This is a genomic window from Microbacterium sp. NPDC096154 (assembly GCF_040302945.1).
In the GTDB taxonomy this organism is placed as follows: Bacteria; Actinomycetota; Actinomycetes; order Actinomycetales; family Microbacteriaceae; genus Microbacterium.
In genome coordinates, this window is sequence record NZ_JBEOSM010000006.1 from 184,026 (window position 1) to 207,845 (window position 23,820).

Here is a 23,820-nt window from a genome sequence, read left to right on the forward strand (position 1 = left end):
GGGAACTGGGCGTGAGGAAGACAAGAGCGAAGGTGCTCAGCCCTTGACCGCGCCGGCCGTCATGCCCTCGATGAAGTAGCGCTGGAAGGCCAGGAAGAGCAGCAGGATCGGAACGAGCGAGAAGAAGGCGCCGACGATCAGCAGGTCATAGTTGTTGCCGTGGGGCGTCAGCAGCGCGTTGAGTCCGATCGGCAGGATGAACTTGTCGGAGCTGCGCAGCACGAGCAGCGGCCACAGGAAGTTGTTCCAGCAGAGCATGCCGTTGAGGATGGCCATCGCCGCGATCGCCGGCTTGGCGATCGGCAGCACGAGGCGGAAGAAGATGCCGAACTCGCTCACACCGTCGACGCGGCCGGCCTCCACCAGCTCGTAGGGCACGCCGAGGAAGTACTGCCGGAAGAAGAAGATCGTCATGGCGTGGGCGAGGAACGGCAGGAAGATCACGATGAACGTGTCGGCCAGATCGAAGTCGTTGACCTGCATGTACAGCGGCAGCATCATCATCTCGAACGGCACGGTCATCACGATCAGCACAGCGATGAAGACCGCCTGCTTGCCGCGGAAGTCGTACATCGCGAGGCCGTACGAGACGAACGAGCTCACCAGCAGCGTCAGCACGACCTGCACGGCCGTCAGCCACAGGCTGTTCCAGAACCAGAGAAAGTAATCGCCCGACTCCGTGAAGAGGATGCGGTAGCTGTCGAGGTCGAACGACGCCACGTCGACCGCGAAGCTCACGCCGCTGCGGAGGAGCGATCCGCCGTCCTGGAACGTGCCGAGGAAGATCGCGATGATCGGGATCAGGGCGACCAGCGCGATGACGACGAGGAACGCCGACTGGATGAGCCCCGCCCATCGCTGCGCCGGAGGAAGCGGCGGCGCCTGCCCATCGATCACCGGGATGTTCGCGCGCGTCTCGCTCACCGCGCCGCCTCCTTCCGGAACGCTCCCGCGAGGGTGAGCTGCGTGACGTTGATGACGAGCACGACGGCGAGCAGCACGACTCCCACGGCCGATGCGAAGCCCATGTCGTTCTGCTGGATGCCCTGGCGGTACAGATACCCGACGATGGTCAGGCCCTGGTTGTTCGGCGACTGGTTGCCGGCGTACAGCATGAAGCTCTCGGTGAACATCGCGAGGCCGCCGTAGATGCTGATGGTGACCACGTAGACGATCGTCGGCTTGAGGTTGGGCACGGTGATGTGCAGGAACTGCTGGACGCGCCCCGCTCCGTCGAGCGCCGCAGCCTCGTAGTACTCGCGGGGGATCGATTGCATCCCGGCGAGGAAGTACATGGTGTTCACGCCCGTCCATCGCCACAGCGCCAGCGCGAGCAGCACGATCAGTCCCGGGATGTCCTCGCGCAGCCACCGCACGGGATCGATGCCGACGAACTGCAGCACCTGGTTGATCATGGCCGTCTCGCTCTCCGAGAACATGAGGCGGAAGACCAGACCGGCGACGACGATCGACGTCAGAGCGGGGACGAACAGCGACGCCTTGAACAGGTTCTTGATGCGGTCGCTTCCGATCTTGGAGTTGATGATCGAGGCGAGCACCAGCGGGATCGGAATGAGCAGGACCAGCGTGAGCACATGTAGCGGAAGCTGTTGCCGACTGCCTGCCAGAAGACGCGGTCGCCCAGCATCCGCTCGTAGTTGCGCAGCCCGATGAAGCTCGCCTGACCGTAGAGCAGCTCCTGGAAGCTCATGACGAACGAGCGCCCGATCGGCACGGCCCAGAACACGAGCAGGGTGATGACGAACGGCAGCACGAACAGGTAGGGCGCGGCCTTCTTCGAGTACAGCAGTCGCTTCATCGCGTTTCCTCGGTGCGTGGTGACGACGATGTCACCGCTCCTGTTTTACATCGATGTAAATAGCCGCGCAAGCGGTACCCGGCCGGGTGACTCACCCGCGGCGCCGGGGGCGCTCAGCGCGCGGTCGACTCGCGCGCGACGAGCTCGAAGTCGGCCACGACGGTCTGCGGAACCGCGGACTCCCCCTCGATGCGACGCACCAGCAGATCGACCGCGACCCGCGCGATCTGCTCGCGTCCCGGCGCGATCGATGTGAGCGGCGGCTCGGCGTAGCGCGCCTCCTCCAGGTCGTCGAATCCCACGACGCAGACATCGTGCGGCACGTGCACGCCCCGCGCGCGCAGCACGTGCAGCGCTCCAAGAGCGAGAGCGTCGTTCATGGCAAAGACGCCGTCGACGGCTGTACCGGCGTCGAGCAGCCGGCTCATCGCCGCCGCCCCCGTGGAGCGCACCCAGCGGCCGGCCTCTCCGACGAGGCTCGGATCGGGCTCCAGTCCGGCCTCTGCGAGAGCGTCGAGATATCCCGCATACCGCAGCGCCGCAGATCCCATCCGCTCCCCCTCGTGCGCGCCGATCACCGCGATGCGGCGGCATCCGCGCTCGATGAGGTGACGCGTCGCTGCTCGTGCCGCCTCGCGATTGGCCATCGTCACGTGGTCCACGCCGGCGTGGAAGACCCGTTCTCCGAGCAGCACCAGCGGATAGTCGACCTGGAAGGGCGCAAGGTCGTCGGGATCCATCGTCATGGGCGAGAACAGCAGCCCGTCCGTCTGCTGCCGCTGGGTGCTGCGCAGCACTTCGAGCTCGTGCTCGCCCGTGTATCCCGTCTGCTCGATGAGCAGCACGAGCCCGCGCTGCTCGGCGGCGCGCATGCAGGAGTCGGCGAGCTCGGCGAAGTACGGATTGCGCAGCTCGGGGATGCCGAGGCCGATCATGCCGGTGCGTCCGCGACGCAGGTTGCGGCCGGAGACGTTGACGCGGTATCCGAGGGCGCGGATGGCGTCCTCGACCCGCGAACGCGTCTCAGGACGGATGTGCGGGAAGCCGTTGACGACATTCGAGACCGTCTTCACCGACACTCCCGCCCGGGTGGCGACGTCGCGCATCGTCACCGGCATGCGTCCTCGCCTTCACAGCGCCGCGGTCGCGGAGCTTGAGCGCATTCTAAGCACACGCGCGGACGGCCCCGTGTCGGCCGGGGCGACGTCCGCTCGCTTCAGCGGGTGAGGATGAGAGCGTCGCCCTGGCCGCCGCCGCCGCACAGCGCGACAGCCGCGGTACCCGCACCCCGGCGCGCGAGCTCGTGCACGGCGTGCACCACCAGACGCGCGCCCGAGGCGCCGATCGGATGGCCGAGGGCGATGCCGCCGCCGTGCGGGTTGACCACGGCTGCGTCGAGGCCGAGCTCGGCCTGCGACTGGGCGACCACCGCACCGAACGCCTCGTTGATCTCCACCAGGTCGAGGTCGGCGGGCGCGATGCCCTGCTTGTCGCACGCGCGGCGGATGGCCTGTGCGGGCTGGGCCTGGAGGGAGTTGTCGGGCCCTGCCGTCTGCCCGGAGGCGCCGACTGCGACCAGCACGGGCCAGCCCTGCTCGGTCGCGTGCGCCCGCGTCGTCAGCACGACCGCGGCCGCGCCGTCGGAGATCTGCGACGCATTGCCGGCCGTGATCGTGCCGCCCTCGGCGAACGCCGGGCGCAGCCCGGCGAGCGTCTCGACCGTCGTGTCCGGCCGCACGCCCTCGTCGCGTGTCAGCATGACCGGCTCGCCCTTGCGCTGGGGCACCTCCACCGGAACGATCTCGGCGTCGAACACGCCCTGGGCCTTCGCCGCCGCCGCGCGTCGGTGCGACATCGCCGCGACCTCGTCCTGCTGGGCGCGCGTGAGCCCGAATCGGGCGTTGTGCCGCTCGGTGGATGCGCCCATGCTCTCGCGGTCGAACGCGTCGGTGAGGCCGTCGTGCGCCATGTGGTCGAGCACCTCGATCGACCCGTAGGAGTAGCCCGCACGCGATGCCGGCAGCAGGTGCGGAGCCTGGGTCATCGACTCCATGCCGCCCGCGACGACGACCTTCGCGTCGCCGACCGCGATCATCCGCGCCGCGTCGATCACGGCCGTCAGGCCCGACAGGCACACCTTGTTGACCGAGTGCGCCGGCACATCCCATGCGAGGCCCGCCCCGATGGCCGCCTGACGGGCCGGGTTCTGACCCGAGCCGGCGGAGAGCACCTGACCCAGGATGACCGCGTCCACCTGCGCCGGGTCGATGTCGCCGCGCTCAAGCGCGCCGCGAATCGCGAAGGCGCCGAGCTGGGGCGCCGAGAACGGCGCCAGCTGGCCCTTGAGGCGGCCCTGGGGCGTGCGGGCGGCGGCGACGATGACGACGTCGGATGCGGTCATGCGGTTCTCTCCTCTGCGGCGGGACGGCGGCCGGACGCGGCCGGACGGCTCATCCATCCTGCCCGCTGTCAACGACCAAGCAGGCCCCGGACATCCGGAGCCCGCTTCGTGGATCGCGTGAGAACACACGCACTTTGGTGTGCACTCGGCCGGGCGCCCCGGATGCGCGCGAGTCCACACGCACTTTGGTGTGCACTCGGCCGGGGCCGCGCGGCCTACAGTCCCTGCGCCAGGCGGTGGTACGCGGCGTTCCAGCGCACCTGGTCGCGGAAGCCGCGGCGCGTGGTGTGCTCGTCGATCACGAGCAGCTCGCAGCGCGCGATGTCGGCGAACACCTCGAACGCCTCGACGCCCGCCGCCGTCGACAGCACCGTGTGATGCGCGCCGCCCGCGGTGAGCCACGCCTCCGCCGAGACCTCGAACGACGGGCGCGGCTGCCACACCGCGCGGGCGACCGGCAGGTGCGGCAACGGCGCCGGCGGCGTCACGACGTCCACCACGTTGGCCGTGAGGCGGAAGCGGTCGCGCATGTCGGCGAGCGAGACGACCACGGCACCCTCGGTCGCATCGGCGTCGAACACCATGCGCACCGGGTCCTCCTTGCCGCCGATGCCCAGCGGGTGGATCTCGACGCGCGGCGTAGCGGTGGTGAGGGTCGGACAGATCTCGAGCATGTGCGCACCGAGGATCAGCTCGCTGCCGGGCGTCAGGTCGTACGTGTAGTCCTCCATGAGCGACGCACCGCCCGGCAGGCCCTCGCCCATGACCTTCGCGGCGCGCACCAGCACGGCGGTCTTCCAGTCGCCCTCGGCGCCGAAGCCGTAGCCCTTCGCCATCAGCCGCTGCACGGCGATGCCGGGCAGCTGGCGCAGGTCGCCGAGATCCTCGAAGTTGGTCGTGAACGCCTTGGCGCCCACCTCGGTGAGGAAGGTCTCGAGCGCGATCTCCTGGCTCGCGGCATAGCGCAGCGACTCGTGTCGGTCGCCGCCCTTGCGCAGCTCGGGCACCACGTCGTACAGGTCCTCGTACTCGGCCACGAGCGCGTCGATCGCCGACTCTTCGACGGCCTCCACCGCGGCCACGAGGTCGTTCACGCCCCACGTGTTGACCGAGACGCCGAAGCGCAGCTCGGCCTCGGTCTTGTCGCCCTCGGTCACCGCCACGTTGCGCATGTTGTCGCCGAAGCGCACGAGCGTGAGCTCGTGCGTGGCGGCCCAGCCCGCGGCGCCGCGGATCCAGGTTCCGACTCGGCGCTGCACGGCCGGGTTCGACACGTGGCCGACGACCGTGGTGCGGGCCACGCCGAGGCGCGCGGCCAGGTACGCGTACTCGCGGTCGCCGTGCGCGGCCTGGTTGAGGTTCATGAAGTCGAAGTCGATGCTGTCCCACGGCAGCTCGACGTTGGCCTGCGTGTGCAGGTGCAGCAGCGGCTTGCGCAGCGCATCGAGGCCTGCGATCCACATCTTCGCCGGGCTGAACGTGTGCATCCACGTGATGACCCCGAGCACACGGTCGTCGGAGTTGGCGTCGAGCATCGCGCGGCGGATGGAGGCGGCGTCCTTCAGCACAGGCTTCCAGACGATCGTCGCGGGCACGTCGGCCGACGCGTCGAGCGCACGTGCCACCTCCTGCGACTGCTCGGCCACCTGTCGCAGCGTCTCCTCGCCGTAGAGATCCTGCGATCCGGTGAAGAACCAGATCTCGCGGTCGGCATAGGGCTTCGTCATCGATGTGTTCCTTTCGCGAGGCCCGCGTCAGCGCTGGCCGTAGACGTTCTGGTAGCGGTCGTAGAGGCTGTCGATCGCGTCCTGCGGGATCGGCAGCGGCTCGCCCAGCTGGCGCGAGATGTGCACGGTGCGGGCGACCTCCTCGAGCAGAACGGCCGCCTTGACGGCCGACTTCGCGTCGCGGCCGATTGTGAACGGCCCGTGGTTCTGCATCAGGACGGCGGGGCTGCGGTGGTCGCGCAGGGTCTCGACGATGCCGCGGCCGATCGAGTCGTCGCCGATGATCGCGAACGGGCCCACCGGGATCGGGCCGCCGAACTCGTCGGCCATCATGGTGAGCACGCACGGGATCTCCTCGCCGCGCGCCGCCCATGCCGCGGCGTAGGTCGAGTGGGTGTGCACCACTCCCCCGACGTGTGCCATGTGGCGGTACACGTATGCGTGCGCCGCGGTGTCGGACGACGGGTTCCGCGTGCCCTCGACCAGGTTGCCGTCGAGGTCGCACACGACGATCGCGGCGGCATCCAGATCGTCGTACGAGACGCCCGACGGCTTGATCACGAACAGGTCGGGATGCCCGTCCTGGCCGGGCACGCGCTCGGACACGTTGCCGGCCGTCCACACCACGAGCTCCCAGCGGGGCAGCTCGGCGTGCAGGTCGGCGACGCGCGCCTTGGCCGCCTCGACGGCGGCGCGCATCTCGATCGGGATGTCGCGGGTCATCAGGATCTCCTGGGTCGGTGGTGCGATTTCGGGTCGGGTGCGGATCAGCGGAGGGCGTCGACGGCGGCGCGTTCGGCGGCCAGGCCCGCGGCCCAGTCATCGAGCCAGCGCGCGTAGCCCGCGACCGCGTCGGCGGTCGGCGCGACGGTCACGGCCTCGGCCCCGGCGAACATCTCCCCGGCCAGCCAGGTCGCGAGCGACCGCTCGTCTCCGGCCGCGGCGGCCATCCGGTACGCGCCGAGCACCGCCATGCCCCACGCGCCGCCCTCCCCGGCGGTCTCGGCGACCACGACGGGGGCGCCGATCGCTTCGGCGAGCAGGCGCTGGGCCACGCCCGCGGTACGGAAGACGCCGCCGTGGGCGTACATCGCGTCGATCGCGACGTCCTCCTCCTCCAGCGTGCGCATGCCGAGCGCGAGGGTGGCGAATACCGCGCGCACCTGCGCGCGCATGAAGCCGGCGAGGGTGAGTCGCGAGCCCGGGGTGCGCACGAACAGCGGACGCCCCTCGGGCAGCTCGGCGATCGGCTCGCCCGACAGGTGGTTGTACGCGAAGAGCCCCTCGTCCGCGCCCTCGGTCAGTGCGCCGGCGAGAAGAGCCGAGAAGACGTCGTCCCGAGACGCGGTCGCCCCGAGAGCCGCCGCGAACTCGCCGAACACACCGGCCCACGAGCCGAGCTCGCTCGCGCCGTTGTTGCAGTGCACCATCGCGACGGGATCGCCCGCGGGGGTCGTGACGATGTCGATGTCGGGATAGGGACGAGACAGCGCCCGCTCCAGCACGACCATCGCGAAGATGCTCGTGCCGGCACTGACGTTGCCGGTGCGCGGGGTGACGGCGTTCGTCGCGACCATCCCCGTGCCCGCGTCGCCCTCGGGCGGACACGCTGCGGCTCCGGCCCGGAGCGTGCCCGACGGATCGAGCACCGCGGCGCCCTCTTGGGTCAGCCGGCCGGCGTCCGCGCCCGCGGGCAGCACGGCGGGAAGCAGCTCAGCCAGTCGGAGGTGCTCGGCGCCCGCGGCGCGGAGGCGGTCGTCGGCGATCGTCAGCAGATGGGCGTCATAGTCGCCCGTGGCCGGGTCGATGGGGAACATCCCCGACGCGTCACCCACTCCCAGCACCCGTCGGCCCGTCAGAAGCTCGTGCACGTGGCCGGCCAGCGTGTTCAGGTGCGCGATGCGCGCGACGTGCGGCTCGCCGTCGAGCACGGCCTGCAGCACGTGGGCGACCGACCAGCGCAGCGGGATGGTGCAGCCGAGAGCCTCGGACAGCTCGGTCGCCGCGCGCTCCGTGTTGACGTTTCGCCAGGTGCGGAACGGCACGAGCAGCTCACCGGCGCTGTCGAACGCGAGGTAGCCGTGCATCATCGCCGAGACGCCGACGGCTCCGACGGTCGCCGGCCGCACGCCGTGGCGGCGCTCGGCGTCGGCCGCCAGCTCGGCGTAGGCCGCCCGCAGGCCGCCGCGCACGGCGTCAAGCGAATAGGTCCACAACCCGTCGACGAGCTCGTTCTCCCACTCGTGGCCACCGGCGGCGAGGGTGGTGCCGTCGAGCCCGATCAGGCATGCCTTGATGCGCGTCGACCCCAGCTCGATGCCGAGCGACGTGCGTCCGGCCTCGATGTCGGCGGCGACCGCCGCGCGGTCGTCATCCTGCGCTGCGTCGGGATGCACCATCGCACTGCTCCGTTTCCGGCGGGCGTCGTCACCCGCGTCCGTCTTCGTGGCTTCGGGCCGTCGGGCCCGGTCCGAGTATATGTTAGCGCTCACATACCGCCGCGGACGAGGGGATCTCGACGTGCCGCGGAGCGTCTCAGGCGCGCGGAGCGGCGGTGCTCTCGCGTACGACGAGCTCGGGCGGGATCACGCCGACCACGCCGCCCTCCCCGCCGTCCGGCGCCGACCAGTGGTCGAGCAGGGCGTGCATCGCGGCTTCCCCGAGCGCCGCGAACGGCTGGCGCACCGTTGTCAGCGCGGGCACGAGATACCCGCTGCCGTCGATGTCGTCGAAGCCCACGACCGCGACGTCGTCGGGAACGCGCACGCCGTGCTCCCAGAAGGCGCGCAGCAGCCCCATCGTCTGATAGTCGTTGCCCGCGAACAGCGCGGTCGGCCCCGTGCCGGACGCGATCTCCGGAGCGAGCGCGCGCCCCACCTCGTAGCCCTCGCGCGCCGACCAGCCGCCCGCGGGAATCACGCGCGGCTCGAGACCGCGCGCCGTCATCGCCGCCACGTACGCATCGGCGCGCTGGTCGGCGTCGTACCAGCCGGACGGTCCCGCGACGTGCACGATGCGGGTGTGCCCCAGTGCGAGCAGGTGCTCGGTCGCGAGCGTGCCCCCCAGCGCCTGATCGACCTGCACATACCGGATCCGCGAATCGGGCGGGATGTCGCCGCGCGCTGCCACGGCGACCACGGGCACACCGGGCGCGAGATCGTCGATCAGGCGCATGACCTCCTGCTGCGCCGCCACGACCAGCACGCCGTCGACGCCCTGGTTGATGAGCTGGTCCGTCAGCGAGCGGACGGTCTCAGGGTCGTAGCCGGTGAGCGAGGCAACCGAGACGAAGTATCCCTCGGTGCGCGCCGCCGCCTCGATCGCCAGCACCGTGCTGGCCGGACCGAAGTGGGTGGTGCCGGTGGTCAGGATGCCAACGGTCGCCGTGCGCGCCGTCACGAGGGTGCGGGCCGCCTGGTTGGGACGGTATCCGAGCTCCTCGATCGCCAGCATGACGCGATCGCGCGTCGCCGGTCGAACATACGCATGGCCGTTCAGCACGCGTGAGACGGTCTGGTGCGACACGCCCGCTCGCGCGGCGACGTCCGCCATGGACGGCGGGCGGGTGGCGGGCATGGGGCTCCTGACGGTGGGCGGCGCGGCTTCGACGCCAGCGCCACGGGGGCTTCGCGACGTCGCGGATCCCAGCGTATCCGTCCGCCTACCGCGGATACGGCAGCTCGCCCCGCTCGAGCATCGCGACGAGCTTGGCGATGCGGTTCGCGCGGCTGGCGGCACTCGGCGCTGTCATGACGCGGTGCAGCACGGCGTAGCGGTTCTGCGCGTCCAGCCCGGGGAACGCCTCCGCCGCCGCCGGGGAGGCGGCGAGCGCCGCGGCGAGGTCGTCCGGCATCCGCGCCGTCGCGGGTCCGGCGTAGGCCCGCTCCCATCGTCCGTCCGCCTGCGCCCGGTCGATCTCGGCCTGCCCGCGCGGGCGCATGCGCCCGTCCGCCGACAGTCGCTCGACGAGACCGATGTTGCGCTGCGACCACAGCGACGCGCGCCTGCGCGGCGTGAACCGCTGGAGGAAGACGTGGGCATCCAGGCTGCGCTTCTGCCCGTCGATCCACCCGCTGCACAGCGCCTCGTCCAGCGCCTGCGCATACGTGAGCGAGGTGGGTGATGTGGTGCCCTTCTTGGCGAGCACCAGCCAGACGCCGTCGGAGGAGTCCTCGTGCTCGTCGAGCCACGCGCGCCACGCTGCCGCGTCGGGCACCACGAGCCTCTCCGGTGCGGCGTCCTGCGTCGGTGAGCCTGCTGCCATGCGCTCACCCTACGAGCAGCCGCCGACACGGACCCGCCGCGCGCGCTAACCCACGCGTCGCGATCGGTCAATCCGGGCGCTTCCCCGCCCGGCCGCGACTAGCGTCCATCGGGAACGACGACCTCGACGGAGGTGCGGGATGAAACGGGTGTCGCTGGAATCGAGCGTGATCGCCACGGCGGGTTATGACCCGGGAACGGCCGTGCTCGAGCTGGAGTTCACCACGGGCGAGGTGTACCGCTACTACGCGGTGCCGCCGTCGATCCATCGTGCGCTGATGGCGGCACGCAGCGCCGGCGGGTTCTTCGCGGAGCGCATCCGCGACGTGTACCCCACCGAGCTCCTGCGCTCGTGATTCAGCCCACGCGTTCGGCCACCGGCTCGGGTTCGGGCGGCGCGGCAGCCGCGCGACGGATGCTGACGGAGACCACTGCGGCGACGATGCACAGACCCGCCGCCGCGAACCACGCGACGGTGTAGTGCCCGGTCGCGTCGCGCACCATGCCCGCGAGCACGGTCGCCACGCCCGCCCCGAGCTGGTGGCTCGCGAACACCCACCCGAACACCAGCGGACCGCGGTCGCCGAACACCTCCCGGCACAGCGCGATGGTCGGCGGCACCGTGGCGACCCAGTCGAGCCCGTAGAACACGATGAAGAACCACATCGGCGGATGCACGTCGCTGGAGAGCAGGAACGGCAGGAACAGCAGGCTCACTCCCCGACCCGCGTAGTAGACGCCGAGCAGGATGCGCGGGTTCACGCGGTCGGTGAGCCAGCCCGAGAGCACGGTGCCGACGATGTCGAAGACGCCCACGGTGGCGAGCAGCCCGGCCGCGACGGGCTCGGTCATGCCATGGTCGTGCGCCGCGGGGATGAAGTGCGCCCCGATCAGCCCGTTGGTCGACGCCCCGCAGACCGCGAAGCCCGCCGCGAGCGCCCAGAAGGTGCGGTGGCGGGCCGCGTCCCGCAGCGCCTGCACGGCGAGCAGCGCCGGGTTGACCCGCGAACGCTGCGGCGGCGCGGGCGGGTTGGCCGCATCCGCCCCGTAGGGCAGCACGCCGATGCGCTGCGGCGAGTCGTGCAGGAACCACGCCACCAGGGGCACGACGACCAACGCGCCGGCGGCGACCACCATGCTGGCCTCGCGCCAGCCGACCTCGGTCGCCAGCCAGGCGGTCGGGGGCAGGAACACCAGCTGCCCCGTGGCGCTGCCGGCGCTGAGCACGCCCGACACGGCACCGCGGTGTCGCACGAACCAGCGCTGCGTGACGGTCGCGGCGAACACCATCGCCATCGAGCCGGTGCCGATGCCGATCAGGCAGCCCCACGTCAGCCACAGGATGAACGGCGATGTGGCGAGCGTGCCGAGCACGGCACCGGTGGCCACGAGCACGAGCGCCAGGACGGTGACCCGCTTGATGCCGAAGCGGTCCATGAGGGCCGCGGCGAACGGCGCGGTCAGCCCGAACAGCACGATGTTGATGCCGATCGCGATCGACAGGTCGGTACGGCTGAAGCCGAGCTCGGTCTCGATGGGCACCATGAACACGCTGGGCGCCGCGCGGAAGCCCGCCGCGCCCACGAGCGCGAGGAAGGCCACGATCGCGACCATCCACGCAGGATGCAGACGGCGGGAGCGGCCCGGGGTCGCCGGGTGTGAGGTCACTCCCCTATCCTGACGCCCCCGCCTCCGACCGGGCGCGTCCCATCGGCCAGACGTGGCAGGGATCCTGCCGATGGCCGAGGCCCTCCTCCGCCGGTGACGCCTCAGGCCCGCCCGAACTGCGCCGAGGCGGGGCAGTCGAACGGGTCGCGCGCGGCGAGCCCCACGCGGTTGAGGTAGTCGATGACGATCCCGTACGAGCGCCACAGGGTGGTCTCGGTGTAGGGCACGTCGAGCGTGGCGCAGTAGTCGCGCACGATCTCGCGAGCCTTCGCGAGGTGCGGACGCGGCATGTTCGGGAACAGGTGGTGCTCGACCTGGTAGTTCAGCCCGCCCATGAGCACGGTGGCCCACCAGCCGCCCGACACATTGCGCGACGTGCGCACCTGCTTCGAGAAGAAGTCGAGCTTGGCGTCGTGGGCGATGATCGGCATCCCCTTGTGGTTCGGGGCGAAGGAGGCACCCATGTACACGCCGAAGACGGCGAGCTGCACGCCCACGAACGCGAACGCCATGCCCGCCGGCAGCAGGAGGAACACAGGCACGAGCACGACGGCGAAGCGCAGCGCGATGAGCGCGAGTTCCAGCCATCGACCCTTGACCGGGCCGCGCGAGAGGAGGTGCCTGAGCCCCAGCACGTGCAGGTTGAGCCCCTCGAGCGTGAGAAGCGGGAAGAACAGCCATCCCTGCCGGCGCGTGATCATGCGCACCAGGCCCCGCGACTTCGCGGCGTCCTCCTCGAGGAACGACACGGTGTCCACCTCGATGTCCGGGTCCTTGCCCACCCGGTTGGGGTTGCCGTGGTGGCGCGTGTGCTTCGCGTCCCACCACGACAGGCTGATGCCGACGACGCCGGCGGCCAGGATGCGCGCGAGCCGCAGGTTCGCCGGCCCGCTGGCCAGGATCTGTCGGTGCGCGGCTTCGTGGGCGAGGAAGGCGACCTGGGTGAACAGGATGCCCAGCGCGCCGGCCATCAGCAGCTGGAACCAGCTGTCGCCGAGCAGGATGAACCCCGTGATCACGCCTCCGAAGCCGAGCGCCAGCGCTATTCCGACGACGAGGTAGAACCACTCTGTCCGCCGCAGCAGCCCGGTCTCCCGGACGACCTGCGATACCTGGGTGTAGGCCCGCGTCAGCGGCGGGAACGTCTCGGTGCCGGCGTACGTCTGCCGGATCGGGCCGAGGCGGCTGGGCTGCTCATTGGTGAGCGCGGCGGAGAGGGTGGAAGAGATGGACGAGCCTCCGTCGTCGATCGGTGCGGCCGCCGCTGCCCAGGGCAGGAGGACCTCGGAGCCAAAGGCGGTCGCCGATCGCTGGCCCTCACGCTACAGGCGCCCGCATACGATCCGGGGCATACGGAGCGGATCCACAGGGGCCGCCCCGCTCAGCGGGGTGGCCGCAGCCGCCGCGAGCGCCGCCCGCGGGAGCGACCCCGCGGTGCTCCCCCGCGGACGGCGGCGGGACGCACGGCATGCAGCAGCGCCGCGCGGGCCTCGCGCTGGCTGCGGAACACGCCGAGGCGCTGTGCGTGCGCGCCATGCAGCACGTGGACGCCGTCGGAGACCGAGATGAAACCGGCGAACTCGTCGTGCAGCGTCGCGACGAACACGTCGTCGTCAGCCTGCTTCCACAGCAGGGGCGCGTCGCCGGTGGCGACGTCCGGACGGGCATCCGCGGGATCAGAAGGGGCGCTCACGGCCGCATAGGCGGTATGGACAGGGGCAGGGGGAACAGCAGACAGAGACAACAGACATCGATTCATCGGTGCGACGCGCCGTCGTCGGCACATCGCGAAGCAGTGCACGCACGAGCGATCTGCGCTCGGCGGGTGGATCGCGGCTCGCGATCGAGAGGGCGTCCTCGACGGCCGGGAGCCCGGTGAGAAGCGGGCGTCGGAATGACCGGCGTCGAAACGCGACCCCTCAGTCTACCCCACAGCTGGCGCGCGGTGCGGCCGCGACCTGGTCAGCCGCCCTGCCCCAGCCGTCGCACCATGCGCCAGCAGTTGCCCTGGTCGGTGCGCTCCCACGTGAACTCGTCGAGCACGGCCTCGGCGAGCGCCAGGCCGCGGCCGCCTTCGGCCTCCTCGTCGGGCATCCCGATGTGCATCTCGGCGGCGAACTCCTGCCCCGTGTCGAGCAGGTCGGCCTCGATCGCGTCCTCGCCCACACGCACCACGAAGCGCCAGCGCACCTCGCCCTCGGGGCGACCGTGCTCGACGACGTTGTTGGCGATCTCCACGACCGCCGTCTCGAAGAGCATCAGATCCATGGGGGCGATGTGCGGGTGATCCTGCCCCACCCTCTCGAGGAGGGCGTGCACCCTGTCGAGCTCGGCAGGCACCGCGAAGCCGACGAGCTCGTACCCGCCCTCACCAGCCACGCGCGGCCTCCTCGGTCGTGTCGTACGGCGCCAGGATGCGATCGAGGTTCGTGAGCTTCAGCACGGCCCGCACCTGCTCCCCCGCTGCGGCGATGCGCACGTCACCGCCCGCCTGGCGTGCGCTCTTCAGACCGCCGATCAGCGAGCCCAGCCCCGACGAGTCGATGAACTCGACGCTCGACAGGTCGACGACCACCTTCGGCCGTCCCGCCGCGACCAGCTCGTCGATCCGCGCCTTGAGCGGCGGCGCCGCCACCAGGTTCAGCTTTCCCTGGGGCGCGAGCACGGTGTACGCGCGATAGCTCTGCTCCTGGAACTCCATCAGATCTCCTGCTTTCGGGGGTCGAGAGCACCGGCATCCGGCTCGGGCTCGGGTTCGGGCTGGGGCGGCTGGTACAGCGCCGCGCGGACGATGACGCTCATTACGACCAGGTCGTAGGCGATCCAGGCGACGTTGACCCCGACCCCCAGTGCGGTCACGGGCTCGCCGAGCGTGACGTCGGCCGCGCCCGGGATCAGCAGCAGCAGGATGCCGCAGATGGCCGCCAGCACGAGCGCGATCATGAACGCCAGCTGCGGCCAGATCAGCCGCCAGGGGAAGCGCGCGGCGCGGGCCGGCCGCCGCTTCTCGGTCACCGCGAACGTGAGCGGCCGGCCGAACCACACGTTCGCCGCGGCCGTCACGGTCGCCGTGACCCAGACGGGGAACAGCGCCAGCGTGTACTGCTGCCCGCGCCACGTCTTCACGCCGTAGCCGACGAGGAAGAACAGCAGCTGGTTGAGCACGAAGTACGGCACGAAGTACGACAGGAACGTGGTGCCCCACGCCTGCACCGGCAGGATGCCCATGGTCAGGTACAGGATCGGCGCGGTCAGGAACGCGAGCGCGGCGAAGCCGGTCAGATAGCTCCACATGGTCGCGAAGTAGCTCATCCGCTGACCGAACCTGAGGCCCTTCAGCGTGAGGGGGTTGCGCTGCAGCAGCACCTGCATCGTGCCCTGCGCCCAGCGCAGGCGCTGGGTGAGCATCGTGCGCAGGTCCTCGGGCGCGAGACCCTTCGCGAGGATCTCGTGGTGGTACACCGACTTCCAGCCGAGCGAGTGGAGCATCATGCACGTCTCCATGTCCTCGGTCACCGAGATCGACTGGACCGGCATGACCGGGAGCGCCTCGTCGGCACGGTCGACGTCGATCGCGCGGAACAGCTCCGACACCTGGCCGATCGCGCCCAACGGCGACCAGTCCCGGTCGGCCAGACGATCGAGCGCGTCCTCGTCGAGTGCGAGCCCGAGCGCGTTCGACTGCTCGTCGCCGGTTTCGAGCAGCCCCATCTCAGCGAGGTCGGCGTGGATGAGCGCGAGGTCGCTGGCCACCATCGAGCGGCTCGACTCCTTGACCGCCGCCTGGAAGTCCCAGCTGACCAGCTGCACGGGCTCGCCCGCGTCGATGCGCCGCAGCGCGTCGACCGCGGCGTCGTGCAGCCGGGCGGTGGCCATCGCGGCGATCGGATCGGCGCTGGCGCCCTTGTCGCGCTGCGCCCGGGCGAGGATGCGGCGCGAGGCGACGAGCGCGGCCCGCACGGCCTTCTCGGTCTCGCGCACATAGCCGACGATGCCCAGCTGCATGAGCGCCTCGCGCCGGAGGATGGCGTTGGAGCCGCAGAAGAAGGCGGCGTTCCAGCCGTCCTTGCCCTGCTGCACGGGCCCGTAGAACAGCGGCGCCTGACTGCCGAGCGGATCGGCCTCGGTCACGTTGCTGAACCACTGCGGCGTCTGCACCAGCGCGACCTCGGGGTCGCGGAACCACCCGAGCGTGCGATCCAGGATCTCCGGCTCGGGGATCTGGTCCGCGTCCAGGATCAGCAGGAACTCGCCCGACGTCTGGAACAGCGCGTTGTTGAGATTGCCGGCCTTGGCGTGGCGGGCCTTGCCCGCCCACTCGGCCGTGCGTGTGATGTAGCCCACCCCGAGCTGCTCCGCGGCGGCCCTCATCTCGGGTCGCGCGCCGTCGTCGAGGATCCACGTCGAGTGCGGGTGCCGGATGCGCTTGGCCGCGCGCGCGGTCGCGAGCACGAGCTCGATCGGCTCGTTGTAGGTCGTGATGAAGACGTCGACCGTCGCGTCGACCGGGGGCTCGGGAGCCGGTCCCCGCCGTTTCATCTTCCAGATGGTGATCGCGAACAGGTAGCCGTCGATGAGCGCATACGTCTCGGCGAGCACGAGCGGGATCGCGATCCACCAGTACGCCATGTTGAGCGACCAGCCCCAGCGCCAGAACACGTAGGCGGTGCCGGCGAGCAGGCTGAGCACGGCGACCACCCGGATGAGCAGCAGCCGGGTGTGACTCATCGGCTTCGCGGTGCCCGGGGCGGCGGGGTCGGTCATCCGGAGGTCTCCTTCCGTCGCACGGCGATCGCGGTGAGGTCGTCGGACGAGCCCTCGGCCGCCGCGAAGTCGATGATCCGCCGCACGATCTCGGCGGCCGGCAGCTCGGGGTCGCCGCCGAGCGCCTGCACGGCTTCGAGACCCGCATCCAGGTCGCGGAACACGTCGTAGATGCCGTCGCTGACCACGATCGCCGTCTCGTCCATGGCGAGGTGGACCGTGTCGGCGGCGAACGACTGCGCGACGGGCACGCCGAGCGGCACGTTCTCCTGCACCAGGCGCCGGATCCCGCGCGGCGACACGATGGCGGCGAGCCCGTGGCCGGCGTCGACGTAGCGCAGCGTGCCGTCGCCGGGGTTCAGGCGCCCCGCCCACAGGGTCACGAACCGGCCGTTGACCTCGAGGTCGTCCGCGGTCGAGGCGGCGGTGCGCGAGACGGCCTCCGCGAGGGGCACGTAGCGCGAGTGGGTGCGCAGCACGGCGCGGATCTCGGCCGCGATCAGCGAGGCAGACAGCCCCTTGCCCATGACATCGGCGAGCACGAACTGCAGCCGGTCGGGAGTCGGCGGCGCGCCGACGACCTGCCAGTCGAAGAAGTCGCCGCCTGCGGCCCGCGCCTGCTGCACGCGCCCGGCGATCTCCACGCCCGCGAGCCGTGGGGCTTCGCCGGGCAGCAGCATCGCCTGCACATCGCCCGCACGCAGCATCTCGGCCTCGACCGCGATCTCGCGCTCGACCACGCCCGCCAGGTCGACGAGCATGTCGCGCTGTGCAGGGCTCAGCTGACGGGGCACGAGGTCGAGGATGCAGAGCGACCCCACCCGCTGTCCCGAGGTCGAGCGCAGCGGCACTCCCGCATAGAACCGCACGCGCGGAGGACCCGCGACGATGGGGTTGTCGGCGAAGCGCTGGTCTTCGCGCAGGTCGCGCACCTCGAGCACGCCATCCTGCAGCACGGTATGGCGGCAGATCGACTGCGCGAGCGGGTGCGGACCCCGTGGGGCGCCGACCGCGGCGACCGTGAACTGCTCGGTCTGCCCCACGAGGTTCAGGGCCGCGATGGGCACCCGGAAGAACGCCTGCGCGAGCCGGATGATCCGGTCGAAGCGGTCGCCGCCGGCGGCCGCGAGCCGCTCGGCCTCGTGGGCCGCGAGGGGACTCACCCGATGTCCCCGGCGGACGCGGGCCCCGATGCGCGCCCGGCCACTGCGCCGTCCATCGCTGCGCCGTCGATCGCTGCGCCGTCGCTCGCTGCGCCGTCGCTCGCTGCGCCGTCGACGGACGTGCCCGGCGCCCGCATCGCCCCATCCCGCCTGCTCACGGTGGCTACCCTATCCGGGGCATGAATGCCCTGATCGGGGCTTGCGCTCGTCGGGCTCGGCGCACAAGGCTGTCCTCCTTCACGCCCGCGTGGGCCCCGGACCGGTCATTCCCATCTGGTGGTCGCCCCTGGCCGGACGCCGTCTCGCGGTCAGGCACACTGGCAGGATGCATGCCCGCCGAGCCGCCGCCTCGCTCGCATCCGTCGCCATCGCCGCCGGGCTGGTGTCCGGATGCTCGGCGCCGGCGCCGTCCCCGCAGGAGCCCGCGGTCGATCCTGCCGATCAGGCCGCGTGCGCCGTCGCGGCACTCGGCGCCACCCCGGGCATCCGCTTCGGCGTCAACCTCGACTGGGGCGCCCAGACCGTCGCCGAGTACGCCGAGCTGCTCGGAGAGGCGCCGGCCGACGTCGTCTCGTTCTCGCCCGTGCCGTGGAACGACCAGGAGAGGCAGTGGGTGATCGAGGCCGCCCACCAGGCCGCGGGCAGCGGCTCCGCGCATCTGCTCACGCTCGAGCCCCAGGAGGGGCTGCGGGCCGTCACCGACGAGGTGATCGCCGACATCGTCGCGGCGCTGAAGCAGATCACCGCGCTCGGCGTGCCGGTGGTGGTGCGGTTCGCGCACGAGATGAACGGGTCGTGGTACGCGTGGGGTCAGCAGCCGGCGCTGTATGTCGAGACCTACCGGCGGGTGGCCGAGGCCGTGCATGGCGAGGTGCCCGGAGCCGCGATGATGTGGGCGCCGAACTACGGCGGCGGCTACCCGTTCGCGGGCGGCGCCTACGCCGCGCGGGCCGGCACGCCCGACGCGGAGGCGCTCGACCTCGACGCCGACGGCTCCGTCACCGGGGCCGACGACCCGTACGCGCCCTACTACCCGGGCGACGAGTACGTCGACTGGGTCGGGATGTCGCTGTACCACTGGGGCTCGGCGCATCCGTGGGGCGAGAACGAGATGCCCGAGGACGGCAAGTTCGCGGCGCAGCTGACCGGCGCGTACCGCGGCCTCGATGGCGACGAGACGGCGGTGCCCGACTTCTACGCCGAATACGGCGAGCGCCGCGCGAAGCCCGTGGCGATCCCCGAGACGGCGGCGCTGGTGATCGAGCGGGGCGACCCGGACGGCGAACGGGCGATCCAGCGCGCGTGGTGGCGGCAGGTGCTGTCGGCCGAGACGGCCGACCGGTTCCCGATGCTCCGGATGGTCAACTGGTTCGAGTGGGTCAAGCACGAGCCCGAGGTCGACGAGATCGTGCATTGGTCGGTGCTCGCCGCCCCCACGACGCGGGAGCAGTTCCTGGCGGATCTGCCGCACGACCTGCGCTTCGGCCCTGTCGGCTGCGCCGACTGAGCCCGCCGCCGCGCGTCGGCGGGTCGATGCGGCGCTCCGTGCCAGGCTGAGGCCATGGACCTCGACCGGGTGCATCCCGAACTCCGGCGGATGGCGCGCCGAGCGCCGCGCATGAACGTGCAGAGCACGATCTCGCGTCGCGTCGCGCGCTTGGCCACACGCCGCCTGCTCCCGGCCGCGAAGGTGCCGGGCGTTGCCATCCGCGATGTGGTCGACGGCGCCGCGCGCCTGCGCCTGTACACGCCGGACCGCCCGTCGGGCGCGGCGATGGTGTGGGTGCACGGCGGCGGCATGGTGATCGGGGGGCCACGTCAGGACGACCGCCTCTGCGCCGAGACCGCCGCGGAGCTGGGCGTCGTGGTGGCCTCCGTCGACTACAGGATGGCTCCCGAGCACCCGTTCCCCCTCCCCCAGCAGGACTGCCTGGCCGTCTGGACGTGGCTCCAGGCGCACGCCGCTCCCCTGGGCGTCGACCCGACGCGCGTGGCGGTCGCCGGCGCGAGCGCGGGCGGGGGCCTGGCGGCGTCGGCCGTGAACGCCCTGCGGGACGCCGCCGCGAAGGGGGCCTCACGCCTCGTGGAGCCGGCCGCACAGTGGCTGCTCTATCCCATGCTGGATGACCGCACCGCGGCGCGCATCGACCTCGACGCGGTCGACCACTTCGTGTGGAACAACGCCGCCAACCGCTTCGGCTGGACCGCGCTGCTGCTCGGAACGGCCCGGCCGGGCGACGACGCCGTGCCCGCCGCGGCTGCCCCCGCGCGACGCACGCACCTGGCCGGTCTGCCGCCCACCTGGATCGGCGTCGGGGACATCGATCTGTTCCACGACGAGGACGTCGCCTACGCCGAGCGTCTGAACGAGGCCGGCGTGGCGGTCACGCTCGACGTGGTGCCGGGCGCGCCGCACGGGTTCGAGACGCTCGGCGCGGAGGCGGCCGTCGTGCGGGAGTTCGTGGCGCGCGGCCGCGCCTGGCTGGCCGACGCCCTCGCCTGATCGGGCACCCGCGCTACTCGGTGTCGATCAGCTCGAGCAGCTCCTTGGCGGCCTTGGCGATCTCGTCGTGGTCGTACTGGGCGGCGCGCGACTCCAGAGAGATCACGGCGCACCGGTGCACCTTGTCGTAGTCGCCGAAGGGGAACTCGTACCGCGCCTTGGTCTCCTCGTTCGCCTCCGTGTCGATGCCGAGGTGCCAGTCGGCATACTCCTCCCAGCCGTGCTTCTCACGCCAGGCCGTCTCCTTCTTGGCCGGCAGCGCGTGCTCGCTCCAGTCGTCGCGTTCGTCGCGCACGACCTTGCCGTCGCGCACCAGGTCCTTGGCGTGCCGCAGGGCGGCCTCGTTCAGCTTCACGGTCATCCGGACTCCTCCTCCGTCGTCGGGATGTCCCGTTGTACGCCGGTGCGCGGCGTCGCGCACGGCCCTTGACGGAGCTGCGAGCGCGTCCCATCCTGCTCCCGGTGCCGGGCGCCGAGGAGCCGAAGCCTATCCCGGGTTCCCGGCCCGCGACCAGCCTCGCCGCCTCCCTCGACGCGCGGCGATATCCGGCCTAGCCTGCAAGCGAACTCCCCCGAACGACTCCACGAAAGGGGCTGAGATGACTGACGTCTCCTCCCAGGGACCCGCTCCGAGCGAAGAGGACCGACCGGTCCTCACCAATCGACAGGGACATCCCGTCTACGACAACCAGAATCAGCGCACGGTCGGCGCGCGCGGGCCGGCGACGCTCGAGAACTACCAGTTCCTCGAGAAGATCAGCCACTTCGACCGCGAGCGCATCCCCGAGCGCGTCGTCCATGCGCGCGGCGCCGTCGCGTTCGGCCACTTCGAGGCCACCGGCATGTGGGGCGACGAGCCGATCTCGAAGTACACGCGCGCGTGCGTGTTCGCCGAGCCGGGCAAGAAGACCGACCTGGCCATCCGCTTCTCGACCGTGATCGGCGGCCGCGACTCGTCGGAGGCGGCGCGTGACCCGCGCGGCTTCGCCGTGAAGTTCTACACCGAAGAGGGCAACTGGGACCTGGTGGGCAACAACCTCGCCGTGTTCTTCATCCGCGACGCCATCAAGTTCCCGGATGTCATCCACGCGCTCAAGCCCGACCCCATCACGTTCCGACAGGAGCCGGCGCGCATCTTCGACTTCATGTCGCAGACGCCCGAGGCGATGCACATGCTGGTCAACCTGTTCAGCCCGCGGGGCATCCCGGCCAACTACCGCACGATGCAGGGCTTCGGCGTCAACACCTACAAGTGGGTCAACGCCGAGGGCGAGACGCACCTGGTGAAGTATCACTGGATCCCGCGCGCGGGCGTCAAGAGCCTGACCGAGAAGGACGCCGCCAACATCCAGGCGACCGACCTCGGCCATGCATCGAAGGACCTGTACGAGCACATCGAGCGCGGCGACTACCCCCAGTGGGACCTGTACGTGCAGCTGATGAGCGACGACGAGCACCCCGAGCTCGACTGGGACCCGCTCGACGACACCAAGGTGTGGCCTGAGAACGAGTTCGAGCCCAAGCTGGTCGGCACCATGACCCTGACCCGCAACGTGTCGGATCACCACAACGAGAACGAGCAGATCTCCTTCGGCACGGGCGTGCTGATCGACGGGCTCGACTTCTCCGACGACAAGATGCTGGTGGGTCGCACCTTCTCGTACTCCGACACGCAGCGCTACCGCGTCGGTCCGAACTACCTGCAGCTGCCGGTGAACGCGCCGAAGAACGCGCGCGTGGCCACCAACCAGCGCGGCGGCCAGATGTCGTACGGCGTCGACCTCGGCGAGGGCCAGAACCCGCACGTCAACTACGAGCCGTCGATCACCGGTGGACTGCGCGAGGCGCAGTACCCGACGCACGACGAGCAGGGCCCCGAGATCACGGGGCGTCTGACGCGCAAGCGCATCCCGCGCACGAACGACTACCTGCAGGCGGGCCAGCGCTACCAGCTGATGGAGCAGTGGGAGAAGGACGACCTGGTCGCCAACTTCGTCGAGCTCATCGGGCAGGCCGCACGCCCCGTGCAGGAGCGCATGGTGTGGCACTTCCTGATGGTCGACGACGAGCTGGGCCTTCGCGTGGGCGAGGGGCTCGGCATCGGCGTCGACGACGTCAAGGACCTGCCGCCGCTGCAGAGCCAGACGCTGAACGACGAGGAGATGCAGCGCCTGGCGAACCTGGGCAGCAACGGCCCGCGCGACGTCACGGGGCTGAAGATGACGCACGTCGTTCCCAACGAGCACGTGGTCGTCGAGCGCTGACGTCGCTTCGCAGAGATCGGGCCCCCTTCCCATCCGGGAAGGGGGCCCGATCCGTGTGACGCGGTGCCCGGGAGGCGACGTCAGCGGCCGAAGCCCACCTTGTCGACCTTCCGGTGGTAGCGCATGCCGGCGAGACCGCCCAGGATGGCGCCGCCCAGGCTGACCAGCAGGGCGCCCACCGCAGTGATGATGCCCGCGGTCGTGAGCTCGCCCTCGTTGAAGGGCAGACGCGGGAACGTGTTGACGTTCGCGAGGATGTTCCACTGCGCGCCCGCGATGGCCGTGATGATCGCGACCACGATGGCGACGATGATGGCCCACAGCCACACGGCGACGCCCTGCTTGAGTCCGCTGAACCGGGCCATCCGGCCGGCGACATAGCCACCGCAGTAGTACGCGATGAACAGGATGACGAGCACGGCGATCGCGCCGACGATGCCGATCGTGTCCGCGTTCTGCGTCGCCTGATCGGCGGCCTGGTCGGGGTCGACCTGCGCGCCGAGGCCGACCGCGGCGCCCGCCCCCGCGACGAGCGCGGTGAGCAGCACGGTCATGCCCATGGCGCACAGCCAGCCGAAGAAGGCCGAGCCGAACTTCATGCCGCCGTACTCCTCCTTCTCGCGCGCCACGACCTGCTCGCGCACCGAACGCTCGGCGCCCGGGACGATGCCGGCTGCCCCCGCGGCGCCGTGGCGACGGTCGTCGTCGCCATCGCGATCCCGATCCCGGTCCCGGTCCCTGTCCCGGTCCCGGTCCCAATCCCGGTGGCTGTCGTCGGCATCCCCGCGACGGCGATCGTCGTCAGGGCGGTCGTCGTGTCTGCTGTCTCGCGTGGTGCGGTCGTCCGCGTCGCGCACGTCGTATGCGCGCGTCGGTTCGTCGCTGCCGCGACCGGCATCCCCATCGCCGTAGGTGTACTGGTTGTGCTCGGGCGGCCGACGGTCTCCCGTCCCCGTCGCCCCGCCGCCAGCGGCCGCGCCGGTGACGGCACCCGCACCGCCGGTCCCGGCGCCGCGGTCGGCGATCCGGTCCTCCCTGATGTAGGTGTGTCCGGCGTCGTCACGGATGACGTCAGGGGCGCGCTCGCCCGCGTCGCCGTCGTCCCGCCGCGGATCCGATGAGTTCGTGGGAGTGCTCATGGCTGTGCTCCTTTCGAGGTCACCCGGAGGTGTTCGCGTTCCAGTGAACGAGCATCCGGAGCCGCACCACAGGGCATTGCGCTTGCGCGCCCCGCACGCTATGGGCGCT

The 23,820-nt window shown here is 71.1% G+C and carries 24 protein-coding genes; 4 read left to right on the top strand and 20 right to left on the bottom strand.

What is annotated here, in order from left to right:
* Positions 1 to 36: 36 nt before the first annotated feature.
* The 10 genes from ABTW64_RS10380 to ABTW64_RS10425 form a co-directional block, all read right to left on the bottom strand.
* Complete coding sequence (locus tag ABTW64_RS10380) at positions 37 to 924, bottom strand: carbohydrate ABC transporter permease (protein ID WP_350622054.1); 888 nt, start codon at positions 922 to 924, stop codon at positions 37 to 39.
* On the bottom strand, positions 921 to 1,559 hold the full coding sequence (locus ABTW64_RS10385; protein ID WP_350622056.1) for a carbohydrate ABC transporter permease: 639 nt from the start codon (positions 1,557 to 1,559) through the stop codon (positions 921 to 923). The genes ABTW64_RS10380 and ABTW64_RS10385 overlap by 4 nt, the downstream gene beginning before the upstream one ends.
* Positions 1,475 to 1,819, bottom strand: a complete 345-nt coding sequence (locus ABTW64_RS10390; protein WP_350622058.1) for a carbohydrate ABC transporter permease — start codon at positions 1,817 to 1,819, stop codon at positions 1,475 to 1,477. Before ABTW64_RS10390 ends, ABTW64_RS10385 begins: the two co-directional genes overlap by 85 nt.
* 113 nt (positions 1,820 to 1,932) lie before the next feature.
* Positions 1,933 to 2,937 carry a LacI family DNA-binding transcriptional regulator gene (locus ABTW64_RS10395; protein WP_350622060.1) on the bottom strand — a complete coding sequence of 335 codons (1,005 nt, stop codon included), beginning with the start codon at positions 2,935 to 2,937 and terminating at the stop codon, positions 1,933 to 1,935.
* A 98-nt stretch (positions 2,938 to 3,035) separates the two neighbouring features.
* Complete coding sequence (locus tag ABTW64_RS10400) at positions 3,036 to 4,220, bottom strand: acetyl-CoA C-acetyltransferase (RefSeq protein ID WP_350622062.1); 1,185 nt, start codon at positions 4,218 to 4,220, stop codon at positions 3,036 to 3,038.
* Positions 4,221 to 4,435: 215 nt separating this feature from the next.
* Positions 4,436 to 5,947, bottom strand: coding sequence for an L-arabinose isomerase (araA, locus tag ABTW64_RS10405; protein WP_350622064.1), 1,512 nt, complete (start codon positions 5,945 to 5,947; stop codon positions 4,436 to 4,438).
* Positions 5,948 to 5,974: 27 nt separating this feature from the next.
* Entirely contained in the window at positions 5,975 to 6,670 is a 696-nt protein-coding gene (locus ABTW64_RS10410) for an L-ribulose-5-phosphate 4-epimerase (protein ID WP_350622066.1), read from the bottom strand.
* A 44-nt stretch (positions 6,671 to 6,714) separates the two neighbouring features.
* Positions 6,715 to 8,346, bottom strand: a complete 1,632-nt coding sequence (locus tag ABTW64_RS10415; protein ID WP_350622068.1) for an FGGY-family carbohydrate kinase — start codon at positions 8,344 to 8,346, stop codon at positions 6,715 to 6,717.
* A 136-nt stretch (positions 8,347 to 8,482) separates the two neighbouring features.
* Positions 8,483 to 9,523 carry a LacI family DNA-binding transcriptional regulator gene (locus ABTW64_RS10420; protein ID WP_350622070.1) on the bottom strand — a complete coding sequence of 347 codons (1,041 nt, stop codon included), beginning with the start codon at positions 9,521 to 9,523 and terminating at the stop codon, positions 8,483 to 8,485.
* A gap of 85 nt (positions 9,524 to 9,608) precedes the next feature.
* On the bottom strand, positions 9,609 to 10,211 hold the full coding sequence (locus ABTW64_RS10425; RefSeq protein WP_350622072.1) for a YdeI/OmpD-associated family protein: 603 nt from the start codon (positions 10,209 to 10,211) through the stop codon (positions 9,609 to 9,611).
* A gap of 139 nt (positions 10,212 to 10,350) precedes the next feature.
* Here ABTW64_RS10425 and ABTW64_RS10430 point away from each other — a divergent pair, with 139 nt between their 5' ends.
* The gene (locus ABTW64_RS10430; protein ID WP_350622074.1) at positions 10,351 to 10,566 is read left to right on the top strand and encodes a KTSC domain-containing protein; all 216 of its coding nucleotides are present in this window, start codon (positions 10,351 to 10,353) and stop codon (positions 10,564 to 10,566) included.
* 1 nt (position 10,567) lies between these two features.
* On the opposite strand, the gene ABTW64_RS10435 is transcribed toward ABTW64_RS10430, so the two are convergent.
* The 8 genes from ABTW64_RS10435 to ABTW64_RS10470 all read right to left on the bottom strand — a co-directional run bounded on the left by ABTW64_RS10435 (position 10,568) and on the right by ABTW64_RS10470 (position 17,963).
* Positions 10,568 to 11,824 (bottom strand): MFS transporter, encoded by a 1,257-nt coding sequence (locus ABTW64_RS10435; protein ID WP_350622128.1) that lies wholly within the window; start codon positions 11,822 to 11,824, stop codon positions 10,568 to 10,570.
* Positions 11,825 to 11,979: 155 nt separating this feature from the next.
* Entirely contained in the window at positions 11,980 to 13,107 is a 1,128-nt protein-coding gene (locus ABTW64_RS10440) for a fatty acid desaturase family protein (protein WP_350622130.1), read from the bottom strand.
* 152 nt (positions 13,108 to 13,259) lie between these two features.
* A complete protein-coding gene (locus ABTW64_RS10445) occupies positions 13,260 to 13,571 on the bottom strand; it encodes a hypothetical protein (protein WP_350622076.1) in 312 nt (103 codons plus the stop codon).
* Positions 13,572 to 13,840: 269 nt separating this feature from the next.
* Positions 13,841 to 14,257: an ATP-binding protein gene (locus ABTW64_RS10450; protein WP_350622078.1), complete on the bottom strand. Its 417-nt coding sequence runs from the start codon at positions 14,255 to 14,257 to the stop codon at positions 13,841 to 13,843.
* Positions 14,247 to 14,579, bottom strand: coding sequence for an STAS domain-containing protein (locus ABTW64_RS10455; protein ID WP_350622080.1), 333 nt, complete (start codon positions 14,577 to 14,579; stop codon positions 14,247 to 14,249). The genes ABTW64_RS10450 and ABTW64_RS10455 overlap by 11 nt, the downstream gene beginning before the upstream one ends.
* On the bottom strand, positions 14,579 to 16,606 hold the full coding sequence (locus ABTW64_RS10460) for a glycosyltransferase (protein WP_502892325.1): 2,028 nt from the start codon (positions 16,604 to 16,606) through the stop codon (positions 14,579 to 14,581). The genes ABTW64_RS10455 and ABTW64_RS10460 overlap by 1 nt, the downstream gene beginning before the upstream one ends.
* Before the next feature lie 32 nt (positions 16,607 to 16,638).
* Positions 16,639 to 17,805 carry a PP2C family protein-serine/threonine phosphatase gene (locus ABTW64_RS10465; protein ID WP_350622084.1) on the bottom strand — a complete coding sequence of 389 codons (1,167 nt, stop codon included), beginning with the start codon at positions 17,803 to 17,805 and terminating at the stop codon, positions 16,639 to 16,641.
* Positions 17,802 to 17,963, bottom strand: coding sequence for a hypothetical protein (locus tag ABTW64_RS10470; RefSeq protein WP_350622086.1), 162 nt, complete (start codon positions 17,961 to 17,963; stop codon positions 17,802 to 17,804). Before ABTW64_RS10470 ends, ABTW64_RS10465 begins: the two co-directional genes overlap by 4 nt.
* A 167-nt stretch (positions 17,964 to 18,130) precedes the next feature.
* Here ABTW64_RS10470 and ABTW64_RS10475 point away from each other — a divergent pair, with 167 nt between their 5' ends.
* Together ABTW64_RS10475 and ABTW64_RS10480 are read left to right on the top strand one after the other, a co-directional pair.
* Positions 18,131 to 19,312, top strand: a complete 1,182-nt coding sequence (locus ABTW64_RS10475) for a glycoside hydrolase family 26 protein (protein ID WP_350622088.1) — start codon at positions 18,131 to 18,133, stop codon at positions 19,310 to 19,312.
* A gap of 54 nt (positions 19,313 to 19,366) precedes the next feature.
* Entirely contained in the window at positions 19,367 to 20,308 is a 942-nt protein-coding gene (locus ABTW64_RS10480; RefSeq protein ID WP_350622090.1) for an alpha/beta hydrolase, read from the top strand.
* Between the two features lie 13 nt (positions 20,309 to 20,321).
* Here the strand turns inward: ABTW64_RS10480 and ABTW64_RS10485 are convergent, their stop codons facing one another.
* Positions 20,322 to 20,669 carry a hypothetical protein gene (locus ABTW64_RS10485; protein ID WP_350622092.1) on the bottom strand — a complete coding sequence of 116 codons (348 nt, stop codon included), beginning with the start codon at positions 20,667 to 20,669 and terminating at the stop codon, positions 20,322 to 20,324.
* A gap of 238 nt (positions 20,670 to 20,907) precedes the next feature.
* On the opposite strand from ABTW64_RS10485, the gene ABTW64_RS10490 reads away from it, so the two are divergent.
* Positions 20,908 to 22,572 (top strand): catalase, encoded by a 1,665-nt coding sequence (locus tag ABTW64_RS10490; protein ID WP_350622094.1) that lies wholly within the window; start codon positions 20,908 to 20,910, stop codon positions 22,570 to 22,572.
* Between the two features lie 80 nt (positions 22,573 to 22,652).
* Here ABTW64_RS10490 and ABTW64_RS10495 read toward each other — a convergent pair whose 3' ends face one another.
* Positions 22,653 to 23,711, bottom strand: coding sequence for a hypothetical protein (locus ABTW64_RS10495; protein ID WP_350622096.1), 1,059 nt, complete (start codon positions 23,709 to 23,711; stop codon positions 22,653 to 22,655).
* Positions 23,712 to 23,820: the final 109 nt, after the last annotated feature.